The following is a 15,374-nucleotide window of genomic DNA, read 5'->3' as shown; positions in this document are numbered from 1 at the left end:
AGACTGCCCGGCGTGCCGCACGCCCCCTCCACCAGCGCAGAGATCCGCAAGGGTCTTGCCGACTGCTCGACCGTCGGGCTGGGACTCGTCCCGCTCGGTCTGGCGTTCGGGGTGCTGATGACGCAGGCCGGGTTCGACTGGTGGTGGGCGCCGGTGTTCTCGATCGTCATCTACGCCGGCTCCATGGAGTTCCTCGCGATCGGCCTGCTCACCGCGGTCACTCCCCTGTACTCGCTGGCCGCCGCGGCATTCCTGGTGAACTTCCGGCACGTCTTCTACGGGCTGAGCTTCCCGATCGAATCCATCCGCTCTCGGCTCGGCCGACTCTATGCCGTCTACGCCCTCACCGACGAGGTGTACGCGATCACCGCCACCAAGCGGCGCGTGGAGATGACCGGCGCCCGGACGCTGACCATCGCGATCACCTGCCAGTCGCTGTGGGTGGTGCCGGGCATCGTCGGTGCGCTCGTGGGATCCGCGTTGCCGGAAGGACTGGACGGGCTGCAGTTCGCGCTGACCGCCCTGTTCGCCGTGCTTGCGGTGGACGCGTGGCGGTCCTCGGGAGACCTGCCGGCGCCGGTGATCGGCCTGGTCTGCGGCCTGGTCGCGGCGGTGGTCGCGCCCGGTCAGATGCTCATCGTGGGCCTGTGCGCGTTCGTCGTAGTGCTGTTGCTGCGCTACGTCTGGGCCGCGCGCACCGGACGGGATGCCGCGTGACCGCCGCGGTGCCCGGGACCGCCTACCTGCTCGCCGGGCTGGGCGTGATGTTCCTCGTGACGCTCGCGCTGCGGGCCGCACCGTTCCTGGCGCTGACCCGGCTGCGCGATTCCGGCGTCGTCCGCTATCTGGGCCGCACGATGCCCGCCGGCGTGATGGTCGTGCTGGTGGTCTACACCCTGCGGGACACGACCACCGAGCTCGGCTCGTGGGTGCCGGCGGCCGTCGCGTTGGGGCTCACTCTGGCTGTGCACCTGGCGTTTCGACGGGCCGCGGCGAGCATCGTGCTGGGGACCGCGACCTACATGCTGCTGCAGACCCTGCTGGTGTGAGCCTGCCGGCCCCGCCTGCCGCTCAGTGGACCACCGGGCACTTACCCAGGTCGACCTTCCACTCGGTCAGGCCGTTGAGCCACCCCGACCGGAGCCGCGTGGGGTCGCCGAGCGCGGTCAGGTCCGGGAAGTAGTCGGCGACGGCGTTGAAGATCAGCTCGAGCTGCATCTTCGCGAGGTTGGCGCCGAGGCAGTAGTGCGGGCCCTGGCCACCGAAGGTGACGTGCGGGTTCGGATCACGCAGGATGTTGAAGCTGAAGGGGTCGTCGAAGACCTCCTCGTCGAAGTTCGCGGAGCCGTAGCAGATCAGGACGCGGTCGCCCTTCGCGATCGACACGCCTCCGATCTCGGTGTCCTCCATGGCGGTGCGCTGGAACTGGGTGATCGGCGAGGCCCACCGCAGGATCTCGTCGTAGGCGGTCTCGGGCCGCTCGCGCTTGAACAGTTCCCACTGCTCGGGGTGCTCGAGCATGGCGACCATGCCGTGGGTGGTGGCGTTGCGGGTGGTCTCGTTGCCGGCCACGGCCAGGAGGGTGACGAACCACCCGAACTCCTCGGCGGAGAGATGTTCGCCGTCGACGTCGGCCTGGACGAGCTTGGTCACGATGTCGTCGCGCGGGTTGGCGGCGCGGTCCTCGGCCATGGCGTTCGCGTACCCGATGAGCTCCATGGACGCGATGGCGGGAGCGTCGGGGTCGCCGCCGGCGTCGTAGCTGGTCATGATGTTGGACCACTCGAAGATCTTGTGGCGGTCCTCCTGCGGCACACCCAGCAGGTCGGCGATCGCCTGGAGGGGCAGCTCGGAGGCGATGGCGGTGACGAAGTCGTCGGCGTTCGACTCGGCGGCGGCGGTGACGATCTTGCGTGCCCGGTCGGCGAGCTCGTCGCGCATGCCGGCCACGCCCCGGGGGGTGAACCCGCGGGAGATGATCCGCCGGTGCTTCTTGTGGATCTCGCCGTCCTCGTTGACGAGCATCGACCGCTGGGCCTCGATGATCGATCGGTCGGTTCCCTCGGCGAACCGCGGGATCATCGTGTTCTCGCCGGCGGAGAACACCTCCCCGGTCAGGCGCGAGATCTCCTTGACGTCGGCATGCTTGGTGACCAGCCAGTAGTGGTCGTCGTCGAACCCGTCGGAGCCCGCGCGCTTGTCGACGCGGTGGATCGGTTCGGACTGCCGGAGCTGGCGCCACTCGTCGTGGGGGAGCCGCTTGGAGAACAGGTCGGGGTCGGTGAAGTCGAAGCCTGCCGGGATGGTGACGTCCATGGTGTCTCCTGGGGCTGGTCGCCCGCCGGGTCCGGCGGGGATGAAACCGTGAATAGTGGTAACTATATACACGTGGCATTATCCTCGAGTGAGATTCTCGACCGCGCTCTGATGTTGGCGGAGCAGATGTCGGGATCGATTGCGCGCGCGGCGGCGAACTACGACCTGACGGTGCCGCGGCTCGAGCTGCTGTTCGTCCTGGGTCTGCAGGGCGAGTGCAAGCAGGTGGAACTCGCCACCTATCTCGACTGCTCGCCGCGCCAGGTGACCGCGCTGGTGGACGGCCTCGTGGCCAGCGGGCACGTGGAGCGCACGATGCCACCGGACGACCGGCGGGTGCGGCTGGTCAACCTGACGGAGAAGTCACGCCGGATCGTGGATGAGGTGGTGACCGCGCGCGTCGGACTCGCCGAGTGGTTGTTCGAAGGATTCGACGACGACGAGCTGCAGGCGTTCGGCGCGGTGTCCGAGAAGCTGGTCTCCCGGATGAGCGGGCGGGCGCTGAGTCGGCTCCCCGAGCAGTAGTTTCAGTCGAATCCGACCCTGGGGCCGCGGATGTCGACGATGCTTACTCGATGAGTAATCGACGCATCGTGATTGCGCTGGCCTCCGCACTGCTACTTACCGCCTGCGGAGCCGCCGACAACGCGCCGGACGATACGACGACGCAGTCATCGAGCACTAGTTCACGGACCACCACCACGAGCGCTGAACCGGTGGAAGAGCGTGAGGGAGAAGGGGGCCCGGCTGACGAGGCCCGGGTTGAGTCGTCGGCAGAGGTGCCTGCCGCGCAGCCCTACATCGTCGATTGTCAGATGGGGCTGGGTCCTGTCGAGACCTACTGGTCTGACGGAACGATAACGGGCTACTCCGACTACTGTCAGTCGGTCCATGACGCCACTCTCAATGAGGAACGTGAAGCGAACACCCCGGTGTGCGATGGGATTGTGTGTCGGTATCCGAGCGGAGCAGAATTCCCCGACCCCGATGCGGTCCCGACAGTGGATGTGCCCTATACCTGCAACTATGACGTGCTCTGCGATGAGGCGGGCAACGTGATCCCGGGTCCGGGTGGCCCGGAGGTCCCGGTGCAGTTGGGTAATGGGCAGACGTGTGCGGGTAACGGGTGCACTCGGCCTCGGTGACAGCGAATTAGGCGGAGCAGGTAGCGCAGCCGGTGTCCGCGCGGGCGTATTCGACGAACCCGCGGGAGAGGTAGTTGGGGACGGCGGCGGGGGAGTCGTCGTCGCAGGTGTGCAGCCACACCCGGCGGCACCCGGGCACGTTCCAGGCGATGCGGCAGACCTCGGAGAGGAACCATCCGCCCAGGCCGCGGCCGGCGAATCGGGGGAGCAGGCCGAAGTAGACGATCTCCACGTCGACGCCGTCGTCCCCGACGCCGACGGAGTTGTTGAAGACTGGGCCGGTGGTCTCGTCGCAGGGGCTCATGCGGAGTTCGGCGAACCCGACGACCTCGCCGCCCCGGGTCGCGCGCAACGTGCTGACGCACGGGTCGGAGCAGTACGAAGCCCAGTCGCCCTCTGCCCACTCCAACCGATCGATCCAGTTCCAGTCGCCGCCGATCTCGCGGTACATCCGCGAGTTGAACGACGGCTCGGCGGGGAAGACGCGGGAGATGGTCAGCTCCGCACGGCCAGCGGGACGCAGGTGGTCGGCGTCGGTCTGCTGGAGGTAGGTCACGCTGGTCATCGGGTTATTGAAGCACCGCCGCCCTCCCAGACCCAACATTCGCGGGGGGGAGGGCGGCGAGGAGATCAGCCACGCGGGGTGCGGGGCCTGCGCTGTTCGGCTGGCCGCTTGGCGTACCGATTCAATTGAACGAGATGTGCGGAACGCCCGGGAGGTTCAGGTTGTTGACGGACCCGGCAGCGGCGTCCTTCGCCTGGTTGAGCGCATCGGTGATTCCGTTCTGCACACCGACAGCGGCGTGGGGACTGGCTCCGATGGCACCTGCACCTGCACCCAGGGCGGCTGAACCGCCTGCTGCAGCGCCAGTGCCGGCGATGCCAGCGATCGCGGTCCCAGCGGTGGCGACTGGGCCGGCCGCCATCGCGGCGCCGACGACAGGTGCTGCGATGGGGCCGAGAGCCATCAGGGCGGAGATGATCATTCCGGAGATGGCGGTGGCTGCTGCGAGCATGAGTGATCTTCTTTCTCTTGGTGGGTGGACCTGACGTGTTCGGCGTCAGGGGATATTGAGCTGTCTGGGTGCGATCGGTGGCTGGGGGATGATCTCCCCCCGTCCGCCGAGGTCGATGGTGATGGTTTCGGGGGCCGGTGGCGCTGGTGAAGGCGCTGGCGCTGGGGCCGGAGCGGGCGCCGGTGCGGGCCGGTACGGGGCCGGAGCGGCCGGCTGCGCGGCGTGCACCGGCACCCGGACGACTGGCGGCCGGGCTGGCGTGACCGGCGCGTGCGCGGCGGCCGGGCGGGCCGGCGACGACTCGCGTTTCGGCGAAGGCAGGCGCTCGCTGCTCACCGGCGCGGTCGAGGTCGCCGAGGTGGGGGACGAAGGCTGCGTCGAGGTAGGGGAGGGCGCGGCTGATGTGAGGCCGGACTGCTGCACCGAGGACGCCACCGGCCCAGCCGCTGTGGCTGTCGCCGTCCCCGCGGAGAGCCAGGCCGCTCCCGCTCCTGCCGAGAACCCGAGCAGGGCCAGGCCGGCGAGAACCATGAGCGACATGGAGCGAGCGAGTGGCGGGCGTGTCGGACGCATGGGTGCCCCTCCTCGAGTCGTATGCCCGTGCGCCATTCGTCCGGGCGGATGCTGAACCCCTCAGCTCATGCGGCGTGAACATTAAGACTGTGTCGGCGGTGCCTCAACGTTTTCCTCACTAACGAGACAGGCCGGCGAATAGTCCTGTGACCTGCTGATATGTCGCCTAAATCGGGGAATGAAGCGAACCCGCAGGTAACGGCGATCCGCAAGTGAATCGCGGTGACATCACAAATGTGTGAGAAGGCACGGGCACGTGACCGGGATCACAGTCGAATTCGACCCGCACTGATAGGCAGCGACCAGTTGCGAGTCGCCCCGAGATCCGTACTGTCGCGGCATGGCTAACGTACTGATGATCATGTCCGCCGCCGACCACTGGACCCTCAAGGACGGGTCGGAGCATCCCACCGGGTTCTGGGCCGAAGAGTTCGTGGCCCCGTACGAGGTGTTCACCGACGCCGGCTGGTCCGTCACCGTCGCGACCCCGGGTGGGCGCGCTCCCACCGTCGACCAGGCAAGCCTCGGCGAAGGCGCCGGCGACCCCGAGACCCTGAACAAGGTGAAGGCCTCGCTCGACCGGCTCGCACCCGTCCTGAACTCCCCGGCCGACCTGGCCTCCGTCAACCACAACGAGTTCGACGTCGTGTTCTACCCGGGCGGCCACGGCCCGATGGAAGATCTCGCCACGGACGCGACCTCGGGCGCGATCCTCACCGAACGCGTCCGCGCGGAGAAGCCCGTTGCGCTGCTGTGCCACGCCCCGGCGGCCGTCCTCGCGGCGACCGATGACGGGGGGTCGTCTCCCTTCGCGGGATACAAGATGACCGGGTTCTCCAACGTCGAGGAGGAGCAGGTCGGCCTGGCCGAGAACGCGCCGTGGCTGCTCGAGGACAAGCTCGTCGAGCTGGGCGCCGAGTACTCCTCGGCCGCCGAGCCGTGGGGAACGCACGTGGTGGTGGACCGCAACGTCTACACGGGTCAGAACCCCCAGTCCTCCGAGGAACTGGCCAAGCGGATGGTCTCCGACCTGGGATGACTCCGTGCCGGTGAGCCATATCGTCGACCAGCACGCCGTCGTCGACGGCCACCGGATCTCGTTCGGCGTACACGGCGAGGGCGAACCCGTGGTCTTTCTCCACGGAACGCCCTCGTCGTCGTACATCTGGCGCGACGTGGTGCCCGTCCTCACCGAGGCCGGGTACCGCGTACACGTCTTCGACCTCCTCGGATACGGGCTGTCGGAGCGGCCGCGGAACCCCGACGTCGACACGTCGATCACCGGTCAGGTCGCCGTCCTCGAGGGGCTGTTGGGGAGTGGGGACTCGACACGTTCCACCTGGTGGCCCACGACATCGGCGGCGGGATCGCGCAACGCTTCGGCGTGCAGTCGACCGGGCGCCTGCGGTCCCTGACCCTCATCGACGTGGTGAGTTTCGACAGCTACCCCTCCGAGCGGACCCGGGAACAGATGGCCGACGGGCTTGACGAGCTGGCCCGCACGCCGGACGCCGAGCACCGGGCCCACTTCCGGGACTGGCTGCTGTCGACGCACAGCGACCCGGCGAACTTCGACCCCGCCGCGCTCGACGTGTACGTCGACCTCATCAGCGGGCCGATCGGCCAACCGAGCTTCCGGCACCAGGTCGCGTACTACGACCCGCGCCACACGCTGGAGATCTCCGACCAGCTGGACAGGCTCGGTCGGATCCCGGTGCAGCTGGTCTGGGGCGCCGACGACACCTGGCAGGTCACCGACTGGGCGCACCGACTCCACACCGCGATCCCCGGCAGCGAACTGCACCTCATCGAGAACTGTGGCCACTTCGCGCCGGAGGAACGCCCGGCCGAGGTCGCCGCGGCACTCCGGGCATTCCTCGACGCCCACCGGGGCTGACCGGGCCCAGAGCGCCCGGGGCTCGCGGTCCCGGCCGGACCCGGGACCGCCGCCGTTGCCGGGGCCCGTGTGAGGATTGTGCCCGTGACGCAACCGACAGAGTCGAAGGTCCGAGGCTGGGCCGCGCTCGCCGTGGTCGCCTACGGCGCCGTGGTGGTGGCGCTGACCATGCTCAAGGCCTTCTTCGTGATCGGGCTGCTGTGGCGACCGGAATCCCAGCGCGGCCGCTCGGTCGAATGGGTACCGTTCGCCCAGTTCCGGGACGCCCAGACCTGGTTCGGCCCGGTGTTCGACGCGCTCGGCAACCTGGCCTTCTTCGTGCCGCTCGGGGTGCTCCTGTACATCCTGCTGGAGAGCCGGGCCAGGGCGGTCCGGGTCGTCGTCGTCACCGGAGCGGCGATCAGCGCGACGGTCGAGGTCCTCCAGTACGTCCTCGCCCTGGGACACTCCGACGTCACGGACCTGCTGTCCAATACCGCCGGGGCGCTGGTCGGCGCCCTCATCGCGCGCGCCTGCGGCCCGCGCCTCCACCCACTGTGGATCGGTCTCGCGCTCACCACCGCTGCGGTGTTCGCCGTTCTGGTCGTCCTCGGTCCGCGCCTGGGCGACCCCGCCGCGGTGGTGGAGCTGGGGCCGGGCAGGTCACCGGCGCGGTGACCCGCGGAGGGGTCGTCGCGCCCCCGGAGCCTCCTACGCTCCCGCGCCGCGGTCGGTGTCGGTGCCAGTGTCTGCGGCCCGCCCGTACCGGCCGGCCAGCCACGCGCACACGATCAACTGGATCTGGTGGAACAGCATCAGCGGCAGGACCAGGAGCCCGATCGGCTGGCCGACGAACAGCACGGCCGCCATCGGCAACCCCGTGGCCAGCGACTTCTTGGACCCGCAGAACTGCACGACGCGCTTGTCCCGGTCCTCGAAACCCAGGGCCCGGGAGGCGAGTTCGGTCAGACCCAGCACTACCGCGAGCAGCACGCAGCACGCGACGATCAGCCAGGCCAGCTCGGCGGCGCCGATCGTCGACCAGATCCCGTCGGCGACCCCGTCGGAGAACGCCGCGTAGACCACCAGCACGATGACGGTCTTGTCGAACAGGGCGATCCGCTTGATCCTGCGGATGACCGGCAGGACCCAGGTCCGCAGGAGCTGGCCCACCACGAACGGCAGGAGCAGCTGCAGGGCGATCGTGCCGACCGAGTCCCACGTGATGACCACGGACCCGTCGGTGGTCATCAGGGCGAAGACCAGCAGGGGAGTGATCACCACACCCAGCAGGTTGGACACCGACGCCGACACCACCGCCGCGCTGACGTGCCCGCGGGCGATCGCCACGAAGGTGATGGACGACTGGACGGTCGACGGGACCAGCGTGAGGAACAGGAACCCGGCGGCCAGGGAGGCGCCGAGCACGGGCGTGAGGAGCCACTGGCCGAGCAGGCCGAGGAGCGGGAACAGGAGATACGTCGAGGCGAGCACGACCGAGTGGAGCCGCCAGTGCGTGAGGCCGACCACCAGCTCCCGGGGCTCGAGGCGCGCGCCGTAGAGGAAGAACAGCACGGCGATGCCGATCGTCGTCACCCAGTCGAGCGCGTCGGCCGCGCCACCGGTGGCGGGCAGGAACGCGGCGACCACCACCGCCGCCAGGATCGCCAGGATGAACGGCTCGATCCGGAGACGACGCAGAATGCCCATCCGCCTATTCCACCACCAGGGCGGCGGGGGCCGGCCGATAGGCTCGGCACCATGACGGAGCGCAGGCGATGACCGGACAGGCCGGACAGGCCGGACAGACCGGACAGGCCCCGGAGGGGTGGCGGCCCAGGGCGTTGCGGGACGGCGAGGAACCGGACCCCCGGTTCACGCTCGCCAACGAGCGCACCTTCCTGGCCTGGATCCGCACCAGCCTCGGGTTGACGGCGGGCGCCGTGGCGATGGAGGCCTTCGCGGGGGACGAGATCCCCGAGATCGTCCGCACGCCGCTGGCCTGCATCCTGCTGGTGCTGGCGGCGGTCCTCGCGATCGTGGCGTTCCGGCGGTGGATCCGGATCGAGGCCTCGATGCGTCACCAGCGGCCGCTGCCCATGCCGCAGGCATCCATCCTGTTGGTGTTGGGGATCTCGATCGGCGCGGTCCTGCTCATCGTGGCGATCCTGGGCGGCACCTTCGCATGAGCACGCCCCGGCAGCGGCGGATCGGGGTGGAACCGCGGGCGGTGCCGCCCGACGCGGGACTGGCCGCCGAGCGCACCAGCCTGTCGTGGGCGCGGACGTGGGCCGTGGTGGGCGTGAACATCATCCTCATCGCCAAGCTGGTGGCGGAGACGTCGGTGTTCTGGGCGTCGGTGTTCTCGTTGCTCACCGTGGTCCCGCTGCTGGCGCTGCTCCGGGTGCAGCGTCACCACGAGCGGCGAGTCGGGCGCTTCGTCCGCGGGGCCGAGGTGCCGCAGACTCGGGCGGACCACAACGTCGGTCTGGTGGTGTTGGTCGTCGTGATGGCCACCTGCGGCCTGGTCGCCGTGCTGGTCAGCCTGTCGAACTAGCAGCTGAGAGCGCGCGGCCCGGCCCCGCGCGGGTGGTCGCCGGGGCCGGGAGCGGAGGTGTCAGGTGTTCTTGGCCCGCCCGCTCAGTGCGTCGCGGAGGCGGTCGACCATGCCGACGCCGGGTCCCAGGGTCATGTGGAACAGCTCGGAGTGCGGTGAGCCGGGGTGCGGCCGGGTGGGGGCGATCTTCTTGGCGGCCTCGACCTTGCGGCCCAGGTCGACCAGGTCCTCGGCGGAGATGTGCTTCCGCATCTTGGGGAACTGGTCCGCCTCCTCGTCGTCGGCGTGGTGGTCGAGGAGTTCCTTGAACCGCTTCACGGTGGCGATGAACTCGGCGCTCCCGGCGTCCAGGCCCTCGAGCTCCTTCATCACCTCTTCGAGTTCCTGGTGCTCTTCCTTGTCGTGTTCGACCTCGTCGGTGCCGCCCGGGACCTCGCGCTCGTAGACGGGGTAGACGAACAGTTCCTCGGCCACGGAGTGGCGCACGACCTCGGCGATGGCGGAGTCGGCCAGCGAGCGGCGTTCCTCGGCGTCGGCGGTGTTCTCGATCATCTCGAGCAGGCCGACCATCTCGCGGTGGTCGGCGGTGAGGATGTCGACGACGTCCCCGGCGGCTGCGGTGTCGGCCATGAGGCTCTCCTTCGCGGTGTGAGACGGATGGACCTTTCGACCGTAGAGGCGGCGGTGCGCGACGGCCACCGGACCGACGGCCACCGGAGGAGCCGGGGGCCTGCTCGGCAGCCGGGTCAGGGGCGCGTGCTCTCCGTCTCGCACATGCCCTGCAGGACGCAGGTGCCGCAGCCGCCGGTCACGCCGCAGTCCGCGGCGGGGTCGCCGGGCGTGGAGTCGGCGGGGGAGCAGGAGGCGGCGCCGTCGGGGGAGGAGCCCGCGTCACCGCAGGTGGAGGCGTCGGTGTCGGCGGGGTCGGTTGCGCCGGCGGAGTGGCCGCCGCAGCCGTCGGGGCCGCAGCCACAGCCGCCCTGGTCGCCGGATGTGGCGTCCCATCTGGCCGCCGCGCGTGCCCCGGCGAGGCCGGCGACGCTGAGCAGGGCGAGGGAGGCGACGAGGGAGACGACGACGACGAGGCCGCCGACCCATCCGCCGATCAGTCCCAGGGCGAGCGCACCGAGCAGCAGGACGAGACCGGCGCCGAGGAACGACGGTGCGGCGGCGCGGTTGGCGAGTTCCCAGGCCTCGGGGGAGCGGCGGGTCTCCGGGGTGCGTACGCCCAGGGCGCCGTTGCCGGGCAGTCTGCCGACGAGCGCCGCGACACCCGTGCCCGCGAGCACGAGGGCGAGCCCCACGAGGAGCACCATGACCACCACGAGCACTGCGTTCACGCCACCGAGGGTACGCCCGCGACGTCGGATCTCCGATTCGCCTCAGCCCCGCCGGGACCCCGGACCAGGGCGAGCAGCCGGGCGAGTTCGCGCTTGTCCTTCGCGCTGAGGCGGTCGAGGAACTCCCGCCGCACCGTGGCGACGTGATCGGGCGCGGCCTTCTCGATCTCGGCCATGCCCTCGTCGGTGGTGGACACGAACGCCCCGCGGCCGTCGTCGGGGCAGCTGGTGCGCTCCACGAGTCCGCGCTTGACCATCCGGGTGACCTGGTGGGACAGGCGGCTGCGCTCCCACTGCAACGCGTCGGCGAGCGCGGTCATCCGCAGCGGACCGTCGGCCTCGCTGAGGTAGACCAGCACCTCGAACTCGGGCTCCGTGAGGCTCGACGAGGTCTTGAGGTCGCGCTGGATCTCCAGATGCAGGCGTCCCTGGATGGCGAGGTAATCACGCCACAGCGCCTTCTCCTCGTCGTCCAACCATCGCACGTCCTGAACCTGTTCGACCATGCACCCAGCGTACCCGGTTAGTTGACACAACACATAGAGCCCGGCAAAGAATGTGTGTCACATCATCTACTGAGGGAGTCGCATGCCGACCACGACCGCCACCACTCACCCAGGCGGTGGCCGTCCTCGTCGTCGTCGTCATGGTCGGTGCCTACGCCTACGTCCACAAGGCCGCCGGCATCTACGCCGCCGACGGTGGCTGGGAGCTCGTCGCCGTGATCGGCCTGACCGTCGCCGTGTTCGGTCTTGTCGGCACCGGACGCTACAGCCTCGACGCCCTCATCGCCGGGCGTCGCGCCGCCAGGGGCTGATCAGCCCCGCCCTCGGCCGACGGGGCGGTGCCCACACGCTGACGCGGCCCGACCCGCCCCAGGGTTTAGGCTGGACACCGCCTGCGTGTGGGCACCGGCGATACCAGGGAGAGCAGACAACCGTGAGCAGCAGCGACCAGACCGTCACCGGCGTGCAGTCCGAGACCGGACCGCAGTCCGACACCGGACCGGCCCACCGCTACGGAGCCGGGTTGGCCGGGGAGATCGAGTCGCGCTGGCAGACCGAATGGGCCGAGCGCGGCACGTTCGAGGCCCCGAACCCCGTCGGCCCCCTCGCCGACCCGGACGGCGCCGCCCCGCCCGAGGACAAGCTCTTCGTCCAGGACATGTTCCCCTACCCGTCGGGCGCCGGGCTGCACGTCGGGCACCCCCTCGGGTACATCGCCACCGACGTCTTCGCCCGCTACCACCGCATGCTCGGCACGAACGTCCTGCACACCCTGGGCTACGACGCGTTCGGCCTGCCCGCCGAGCAGTACGCCGTCCAGACCGGCCAGCACCCGCGCGTGACCACCGAGGCCAACATCGCCAACATGGAGCGCCAGCTCGGCCGCCTCGGCCTGGGCCACGACCGCCGCCGCGTGTTCGCCACCACCGACACCGACTTCTACCGCTGGACCCAGTGGATCTTCCTGCAGATCCACGGCTCCTGGTACGACCCCGAGGCCCCCGCCCGCGCGATCGACGGCGGCGAGCACCCCACCCGCACCGGCCGCGCCCGGCCCATCGCCGAGCTGGTCGAGCAGTTCGTCTCCGGTGCCCGCCCCCTGCCGGGCGACCACGCCGGACGCGACTGGGCCGAGCTCTCACGCGCCGAGCAGGAGAAGGTCCTCGACGCCCACCGGCTGGTGTACCTCTCCGACTCCACGGTCAACTGGTGCCCCGGGCTGGGCACCGTGCTGGCCAACGAGGAGGTCACCGCCGAGGGCCGCTCCGAGCGCGGAAACTTCCCCGTCTTCCGCAAGAACCTGAGCCAGTGGATGATGCGGATCACCGCGTACGCCGACCGACTGGTCGACGATCTCGACCGCCTCGACTGGACCGACAAGGTCAAGTCTATGCAGCGCAACTGGATCGGCCGCTCGCAGGGCGCCCGCGTCCGCTTCGCCGTGGCGGACCAGTCCATCGAGGTGTTCACCACCCGCCCCGACACTCTCTTCGGCGCCACCTACATGGTCCTGTCGCCCGAGCATCCGCTGGTCGACGAGCTGGCCGGCCCGTTCTGGCCGGAGTCCGGCGCGGCCGGTGCGGGCGCCGGGGGCGGGCTCGACGAGCGCTGGACCGGCGGCCACTCCTCGCCCGCCGAGGCCGTGGTGGAGTACCGCCGGCGCGCAGCGCAGAAGACCGACCTGGAACGCCAGGAGAACAAGGAGAAGACCGGCGTCTTCCTCGGCGCCCACGCCATCAACCCGGTCAACGGCGAGCAGATCCCCGTGTTCGTCGCCGACTACGTGCTCATGGGCTACGGCACCGGCGCGATCATGGCCGTGCCCGGCCACGACGCCCGCGACCACGAGTTCGCAGGAGCCTTCGGACTGCCCATCGTGCAGGTCGTGGCGCCGGCGGACGGCTCGGAGATCGACGTGCAGGCCGAGGCCTTCACCGGCGACGGCGTGGCCGTGAACTCCACCAACTCCGGCGGGCTGGTGCTCGACGGGTTGGCCGTGGACGAGGCCAAGGCCGCCACCATCGCGTGGCTCGAGGGCCAGGGCACCGGCGAGGGCACCATCCAGTACAAGCTGCGCGACTGGCTGTTCGCCCGCCAGCGCTACTGGGGCGAGCCGTTCCCGGTGGTCTACGACTCCGACGGTGTGCCCCACGCCCTGCCCGACGAGCTGCTGCCCGTCGAGCTGCCCGAGGTCGAGGACTACAAGCCCGTCTCGTTCGACCCCGACGACGCCGACTCCGTGCCGTCCCCGCCGCTGGCCAAGGCCACCGACTGGATGACCGTCGAGCTCGACCTCGGGGACGGCCTGCAGACCTACACCCGCGACGCCAACGTCATGCCCAACTGGGCCGGCTCGAGCTGGTACCAGCTGCGCTACATCGACCCCACCAACTCCGAGCAGCTGTGCGCACTGGAGAACGAGCGCTACTGGACCGGGCCCCGGCCCGAGACCCACGGCGCGAACGACCCGGGCGGCGTCGACCTCTACGTCGGCGGCGTCGAGCACGCGGTGCTGCACCTGCTCTACTCCCGCTTCTGGCACAAGGTGCTGTTTGACCTTGGCCACGTCACCAGCGAGGAGCCCTACCGACGCCTGTACAACCAGGGCTACATCCAGGCCTTCGCCTACACCGACGCCCGTGGCGTCTACGTGCCGGCGGCCGAGGTGACCGAGCGCGACGGGAAGTTCTACTGGACCGACACCTCTGCCGGCGCCGCCGAGATCGAGGTGTTCCAGGAGTACGGGAAGATGGGCAAGTCGCTCAAGAACTCCGTCTCCCCGGACGAGATCTGCGACTCCTACGGCGCCGACACCCTGCGTGTGTACGAGATGTCCATGGGCCCGCTCGACACCTCCCGGCCCTGGGCCACCAAGGACGTCGTGGGCGCGCACCGCTTCCTGCAGCGGCTGTGGCGCGTGGTGATCGACGAGAACACCGGCGAGGTCCGCGTCACCGACACCGAGCCGGCGGACGGCGCGCCGGGCGAGGACGTGCTCAAGGCGCTGCACAAGACCATCGCCGGGGTCCGCGACGACTTCGCCGGCCTGCGCGACAACACCGCCATCGCCAAGCTCATCGAGTACGTCAACACCCTGACCAAGACGTACCCGACCGAGGGGCCGGGCGCGCCGCGCTCGGTCGTCGAGCCGCTGGTGCTCATGGTGGCGCCCGTCGCCCCGCACCTGGCCGAGGAACTGTGGTCGCGGCTCGGGCACACCGGGTCGCTCGCCCACGGGCCGTTCCCCGAGCACGACGAGTCCTACCTGGTCGAGGACTCCGTCGAGTACCCGGTGCAGATCAAGGGCAAGGTGCGCTCGCGCATCACGGTCCCCGCCGACGCCTCGCCCGCCGACGTCGAGGCGGCGGCTCTGGCCGACGCGAAGGTGCAGGAGAACCTCGGTGGCGCGGCGCCGAAGAAGGTCATCGTGGTGCCGGGCAAGATGGTCAACATCGTCCCCTGAGTCCGGCCCCTGTTCTGGCCCCGGCCCCAGATCCGGCCCCGGCCCCGGATCCGCTATCCGGATTCCGGATCCGCTACTCCCGTGCGGGTAGCCGATCCGGAATCCGGGTAGCGGATGTCGTGCGTGGGCGGGGTCTCCGGGGAAGTGGCCGCCCTCAGCCGGCCCGGACGAACACCGCCGAAGAGGAGACGATGAGGTACGCCGTGGTGACCATCCACATCGCGTAGGTCGCGAACAGCCACGGCCGCCACCGGATGCGCTGCTGCCACCGCCGGTAGGTCGTCACGCCCGCCGTCACCGCCAGGATGACCGACAGCAGCAGCGGCAGGACGACCACCTCGACGCGGTCGGCGGTCATACACAGCGCCCCCTCGTCCGTGCACTCCTCGTCAATGCCGCCCTCCAGCATCACGATCACCGTCGCCAGGACCACGATCGCGACGATCGACAGCAGCACGTACCGGAAGGCCTGATTGGCCTGCCGCTCGTTCCGCTCGAGGCGTTCGAGTGGGTCGTCGAAGTCCCCGTGGGCGCTGTGGTCCCCGCCGTCGCTGCGGTCCCCGTGGTCGCCGGACGTCATCC

General features: G+C 70.0%; 17 protein-coding genes and 1 pseudogene. 10 read left to right on the top strand and 8 right to left on the bottom strand.

Annotated elements, in window-relative coordinates; genetic code table 11:
• Positions 1-12: 12 nt before the first annotated feature.
• On the top strand, positions 13-717 hold the full coding sequence (locus VZF99_RS16205) for an AzlC family ABC transporter permease (RefSeq protein WP_407335357.1): 705 nt from the start codon (positions 13-15) through the stop codon (positions 715-717).
• Between the two features lie 47 nt (positions 718-764).
• Complete coding sequence (locus VZF99_RS16200; RefSeq protein ID WP_067720244.1) at positions 765-1,049, top strand: branched-chain amino acid transporter permease; 285 nt, start codon at positions 765-767, stop codon at positions 1,047-1,049.
• Between the two features lie 22 nt (positions 1,050-1,071).
• Here the strand turns inward: VZF99_RS16200 and VZF99_RS16195 are convergent, their stop codons facing one another.
• A complete protein-coding gene (locus tag VZF99_RS16195) occupies positions 1,072-2,316 on the bottom strand; it encodes a cytochrome P450 (protein WP_407335356.1) in 1,245 nt (414 codons plus the stop codon).
• 72 nt (positions 2,317-2,388) lie between these two features.
• On the opposite strand from VZF99_RS16195, the gene VZF99_RS16190 reads away from it, so the two are divergent.
• The gene (locus VZF99_RS16190; RefSeq protein ID WP_235027764.1) at positions 2,389-2,841 is read left to right on the top strand and encodes a MarR family winged helix-turn-helix transcriptional regulator; all 453 of its coding nucleotides are present in this window, start codon (positions 2,389-2,391) and stop codon (positions 2,839-2,841) included.
• A gap of 627 nt (positions 2,842-3,468) precedes the next feature.
• Here VZF99_RS16190 and VZF99_RS16185 read toward each other — a convergent pair.
• Together VZF99_RS16185 and VZF99_RS16180 are read right to left on the bottom strand one after the other, a co-directional pair.
• Positions 3,469-4,026, bottom strand: a complete 558-nt coding sequence (locus tag VZF99_RS16185; RefSeq protein ID WP_407335355.1) for a GNAT family N-acetyltransferase — start codon at positions 4,024-4,026, stop codon at positions 3,469-3,471.
• Between the two features lie 121 nt (positions 4,027-4,147).
• Positions 4,148-4,477 (bottom strand): hypothetical protein, encoded by a 330-nt coding sequence (locus tag VZF99_RS16180; RefSeq protein ID WP_407335354.1) that lies wholly within the window; start codon positions 4,475-4,477, stop codon positions 4,148-4,150.
• Between the two features lie 913 nt (positions 4,478-5,390).
• Here VZF99_RS16180 and VZF99_RS16175 point away from each other — a divergent pair.
• The 3 genes and pseudogenes from VZF99_RS16175 to VZF99_RS16165 all read left to right on the top strand — a co-directional run bounded on the left by VZF99_RS16175 (position 5,391) and on the right by VZF99_RS16165 (position 7,604).
• Positions 5,391-6,089, top strand: coding sequence for a type 1 glutamine amidotransferase domain-containing protein (locus tag VZF99_RS16175; protein ID WP_407335353.1), 699 nt, complete (start codon positions 5,391-5,393; stop codon positions 6,087-6,089).
• Between the two features lie 4 nt (positions 6,090-6,093).
• Positions 6,094-6,947 (top strand): annotated as a pseudogene (locus tag VZF99_RS16170) (alpha/beta fold hydrolase).
• Between the two features lie 84 nt (positions 6,948-7,031).
• Complete coding sequence (locus VZF99_RS16165) at positions 7,032-7,604, top strand: VanZ family protein (RefSeq protein ID WP_407335352.1); 573 nt, start codon at positions 7,032-7,034, stop codon at positions 7,602-7,604.
• A 33-nt stretch (positions 7,605-7,637) separates the two neighbouring features.
• Here the strand turns inward: VZF99_RS16165 and VZF99_RS16160 are convergent, their stop codons facing one another.
• Positions 7,638-8,636: a bile acid:sodium symporter family protein gene (locus VZF99_RS16160; RefSeq protein ID WP_154831007.1), complete on the bottom strand. Its 999-nt coding sequence runs from the start codon at positions 8,634-8,636 to the stop codon at positions 7,638-7,640.
• Positions 8,637-8,704: 68 nt separating this feature from the next.
• Here VZF99_RS16160 and VZF99_RS16155 point away from each other — a divergent pair, with 68 nt between their 5' ends.
• Positions 8,705-9,115 (top strand): YidH family protein, encoded by a 411-nt coding sequence (locus VZF99_RS16155; protein WP_154831006.1) that lies wholly within the window; start codon positions 8,705-8,707, stop codon positions 9,113-9,115.
• Positions 9,112-9,483 carry a hypothetical protein gene (locus tag VZF99_RS16150; protein WP_120285641.1) on the top strand — a complete coding sequence of 124 codons (372 nt, stop codon included), beginning with the start codon at positions 9,112-9,114 and terminating at the stop codon, positions 9,481-9,483. Before VZF99_RS16155 ends, VZF99_RS16150 begins: the two co-directional genes overlap by 4 nt.
• Before the next feature lie 60 nt (positions 9,484-9,543).
• Here the strand turns inward: VZF99_RS16150 and VZF99_RS16145 are convergent, their stop codons facing one another.
• The 3 genes from VZF99_RS16145 to VZF99_RS16135 form a co-directional block, all read right to left on the bottom strand.
• Positions 9,544-10,113 carry a hemerythrin domain-containing protein gene (locus VZF99_RS16145; protein WP_159147710.1) on the bottom strand — a complete coding sequence of 190 codons (570 nt, stop codon included), beginning with the start codon at positions 10,111-10,113 and terminating at the stop codon, positions 9,544-9,546.
• Between the two features lie 116 nt (positions 10,114-10,229).
• Positions 10,230-10,823 carry an SdpI family protein gene (locus tag VZF99_RS16140; RefSeq protein ID WP_407335351.1) on the bottom strand — a complete coding sequence of 198 codons (594 nt, stop codon included), beginning with the start codon at positions 10,821-10,823 and terminating at the stop codon, positions 10,230-10,232.
• A complete protein-coding gene (locus tag VZF99_RS16135) occupies positions 10,820-11,329 on the bottom strand; it encodes a MarR family transcriptional regulator (protein ID WP_313312930.1) in 510 nt (169 codons plus the stop codon). The genes VZF99_RS16140 and VZF99_RS16135 overlap by 4 nt, the downstream gene beginning before the upstream one ends.
• Positions 11,330-11,445: 116 nt before the next feature.
• Between VZF99_RS16135 and VZF99_RS16130 the strand changes: the two genes are divergently transcribed.
• Positions 11,446-11,640, top strand: a complete 195-nt coding sequence (locus tag VZF99_RS16130; protein ID WP_259820792.1) for a hypothetical protein — start codon at positions 11,446-11,448, stop codon at positions 11,638-11,640.
• A gap of 122 nt (positions 11,641-11,762) precedes the next feature.
• Positions 11,763-14,792 (top strand): leucine--tRNA ligase, encoded by a 3,030-nt coding sequence (locus VZF99_RS16125; protein WP_407335350.1) that lies wholly within the window; start codon positions 11,763-11,765, stop codon positions 14,790-14,792.
• A gap of 154 nt (positions 14,793-14,946) precedes the next feature.
• Here the strand turns inward: VZF99_RS16125 and VZF99_RS16120 are convergent, their stop codons facing one another.
• A complete protein-coding gene (locus VZF99_RS16120) occupies positions 14,947-15,372 on the bottom strand; it encodes a hypothetical protein (protein WP_269529299.1) in 426 nt (141 codons plus the stop codon).
• Positions 15,373-15,374 lie beyond the last annotated feature (2 nt).

The sequence above is a fragment of the Dietzia kunjamensis genome (assembly GCF_045689975.1).
GTDB lineage: Bacteria > Actinomycetota > Actinomycetes > Mycobacteriales > Mycobacteriaceae > Dietzia > Dietzia kunjamensis.
The sequence above is the reverse complement of the archived record's forward strand: the minus strand, read 5'-3'. Positions and strand labels throughout refer to the sequence as shown.

Excerpts from the sequence above, each read along its gene's own strand:
- VZF99_RS16200 (WP_067720244.1), top strand. The coding sequence starts at position 765 with ATGTTCCTCGTGACGCTCGCGCTGCGGGCCGCACCGTTCCTGGCGCTG.
- VZF99_RS16195 (WP_407335356.1), bottom strand. The coding sequence starts at position 2,316 with ATGGACGTCACCATCCCGGCAGGCTTCGACTTCACCGACCCCGACCTG.
- VZF99_RS16185 (WP_407335355.1), bottom strand. The coding sequence starts at position 4,026 with ATGACCAGCGTGACCTACCTCCAGCAGACCGACGCCGACCACCTGCGT.
- VZF99_RS16180 (WP_407335354.1), bottom strand. The coding sequence starts at position 4,477 with ATGCTCGCAGCAGCCACCGCCATCTCCGGAATGATCATCTCCGCCCTG.
- VZF99_RS16175 (WP_407335353.1), top strand. The coding sequence starts at position 5,391 with ATGGCTAACGTACTGATGATCATGTCCGCCGCCGACCACTGGACCCTC.
- VZF99_RS16160 (WP_154831007.1), bottom strand. The coding sequence starts at position 8,636 with ATGGGCATTCTGCGTCGTCTCCGGATCGAGCCGTTCATCCTGGCGATC.
- VZF99_RS16155 (WP_154831006.1), top strand. The coding sequence starts at position 8,705 with ATGACCGGACAGGCCGGACAGGCCGGACAGACCGGACAGGCCCCGGAG.
- VZF99_RS16150 (WP_120285641.1), top strand. The coding sequence starts at position 9,112 with ATGAGCACGCCCCGGCAGCGGCGGATCGGGGTGGAACCGCGGGCGGTG.
- VZF99_RS16145 (WP_159147710.1), bottom strand. The coding sequence starts at position 10,113 with ATGGCCGACACCGCAGCCGCCGGGGACGTCGTCGACATCCTCACCGCC.
- VZF99_RS16135 (WP_313312930.1), bottom strand. The coding sequence starts at position 11,329 with ATGGTCGAACAGGTTCAGGACGTGCGATGGTTGGACGACGAGGAGAAG.
- VZF99_RS16120 (WP_269529299.1), bottom strand. The coding sequence starts at position 15,372 with ATGACGTCCGGCGACCACGGGGACCGCAGCGACGGCGGGGACCACAGC.